Source organism: Collinsella sp. CLA-ER-H6 (assembly GCF_040092305.1).
In the GTDB taxonomy this organism is placed as follows: domain Bacteria; phylum Actinomycetota; class Coriobacteriia; order Coriobacteriales; family Coriobacteriaceae; genus Collinsella.
On the sequence record NZ_JBBNLS010000033.1, the window covers coordinates 1 to 2,184 of the forward strand.

The 2,184-nt window shown below is 56.7% G+C and carries 1 protein-coding gene; it reads right to left on the minus strand.

Annotation, left to right across the window (positions count from 1 at the left end):
- Window positions 1-187: 187 nt before the first annotated feature.
- Window positions 188-1,882 (minus strand): phospho-sugar mutase, encoded by a 1,695-nt coding sequence (locus AAAX77_RS09745; RefSeq protein ID WP_349106080.1) that lies wholly within the window; start codon window positions 1,880-1,882, stop codon window positions 188-190.
- Window positions 1,883-2,184: the final 302 nt, after the last annotated feature.

The following is a 2,184-nucleotide window of genomic DNA, read 5'->3' on the forward strand; positions in this document are numbered from 1 at the left end:
ACGGCCTGAACAATCGTCAATATCGGTCGGAGGGGTGGCTTTGTAAAGCCGTTTGTCTCCACCCGCGTAGCGGGTGGTTTAAAGCTGGCCGCTGCGCGGCCAGCGGACTAAAGTCTTGAACCAAAGAGGGGACCTCGTTTCCGAGATCCCCTCCTCCGTCTAACTGTAGAAATAGGCTTTCAAAGCCTTAGGCCAACAACTTGCGACCAGACTCCTCAATCGCGTCAAGTGCGGCATCAGCCTCGGCGGCATCCGCGCCCTTAGCGAAGATGTACAGCTTAATCTTGGGCTCGGTGCCGGAAGGACGAACAATACCCTTGTTGCCGCCCTCAAGATCGAACTCAATGACGTTAGCCTTCGGCAGGCCGTTCACGCAGGTGTTGTAATCAACGACGGCCTCAATCTTGGAACCGGCGAGCTCCGCGGGCGGGTTCTCGCGCAGACCGGCCATGATGCCGGCCATCTTTGCCGCACCCTCAGCACCCGGATAGCTCAGCGAAATCGTCTTATTGTGATAGTAGCCATACTTCTCGTACAGCTCGTGCATCGCGTCGGCAAGGTTCTTACCCTGCAGCTTGTAATACTGCGCCATCTGGCAAATCAGAAGCGAAGTGCTCACCGCGTCCTTATCGCGCACGTGGTCGCCGGCCAGATAGCCGTAGCTCTCCTCGAAACCGAAGATAAAGCGGTCGACCTCGCCAGCATCGGAAAGCGAGGTAATGATGTCGCCGATGTACTTGAAGCCCGTCAGGCAGCGGCGGAGCTCAAAGCCATACTCCTCGGCCAGAGCGTCAACCATGGCGGAAGAAACGATAGTAGTAACGGCAACCTTCTTAGTGAGGTCCTCGCCACGGGCGGCACGGGTCTTGCAAATATAGTCGAGCAGCAGGACGCCCATCTCGTTACCGGTCAGCAGCAGGTAGTCATCACCATTCTTGACGGCAACGCCAACACGGTCGGCGTCGGGATCGGTTGCAAGCAGCAGATCAGGGTGAACCTGCTCGCAGAGATCGATGCCCTTCTGCATGGCCTGACGGATCTCGGGGTTAGGATACGGGCAGGTCGGGAAATCGCCGTTAGGCTCCTTCTGCTCGGGAACAACCGTGACATCGGTGATGCCAGCGCGCTCGAGCACCGTCGTGACGGGAATGAGGCCGGTGCCGTTGAGCGGAGTATAGACGAGCTTAAGCGGTGCGCCAGCGATCTCCTCGGCAGAAAGGTTGGTCACACCGCGGGCGAGAACGGCGTCATAATAACGCTCGAGGCACGAGTCATCGATCCATTTAACCAGACCCTGCTCAAGAGCCTCATCAAAGACCATGGACTTCACGCCGGTAAACGTATCGGTCTCGGCGATAGCCCTTGAAATTGCATCGGCGGCCTCACTGGTGATCTGGCAGCCGTCGGGGCCATAGGCCTTATAGCCGTTATAAGGCGCCGGATTATGACTAGCGGTCATGCAAATGCCACCGGAGCACTTAAGGTCACGGACGGCCCAGGAAAGCGTCGGCACGGGGGAAATCTTAGGATACACGAGAGCAGTCACGCCGTTTGCCGCAAGAATGGCAGCCGTCGTCTTAACGAACAGTTCACCCTTATTGCGGCTATCGCGAGCGATGGCAACCGTCGGATGATTGAAGGTCGCATTGAGATAGTCAGCAAAACCCTGGGTCGCACGACCGACCGTATAGATATTCATACGGTTAGTGCCTGCACCGATAGTGCCGCGAAGACCGGCGGTACCGAAGGCGAGATCTTGGAAGAAAGCATCGGTGATGGCGTCTTCGTCACTCTGCTCCTTCATCGTGTTGAGCTCAGCGAGGAGCTCCTCGTCCTTGACATTGGCAATCCAAGTATCAAGCAGCTCATGAACATCTGCCATATGAGTCCTTCCGTCACAATCAATAAAACGACCCGTGTAAAACAGGACAAGCGCATCAGGGCGCTAAAGCAAATATTAGTCCATTGAGAACAGAGAACCGACCACAGAACGGTGAACGTTTATATTCACCGGTGGATGATTGAAGTGATTTAATTGCTTAGTGAATGCCGCCTTTAACGCAAAAAGGGGGAGGCCGCGAGGCCTCCCCCTTCTCAGTTCAAGCGTACGGTTCGGTGCCGTCCACCGGTCAGCGGCGCCCTGGCCTCCCACGGGCTGACCCCGCAGTACTCTCGGCGCGATGG

Excerpts from the sequence above, each read along its gene's own strand:
- AAAX77_RS09745 (WP_349106080.1), bottom strand. The coding sequence starts at position 1,882 with ATGGCAGATGTTCATGAGCTGCTTGATACTTGGATTGCCAATGTCAAG.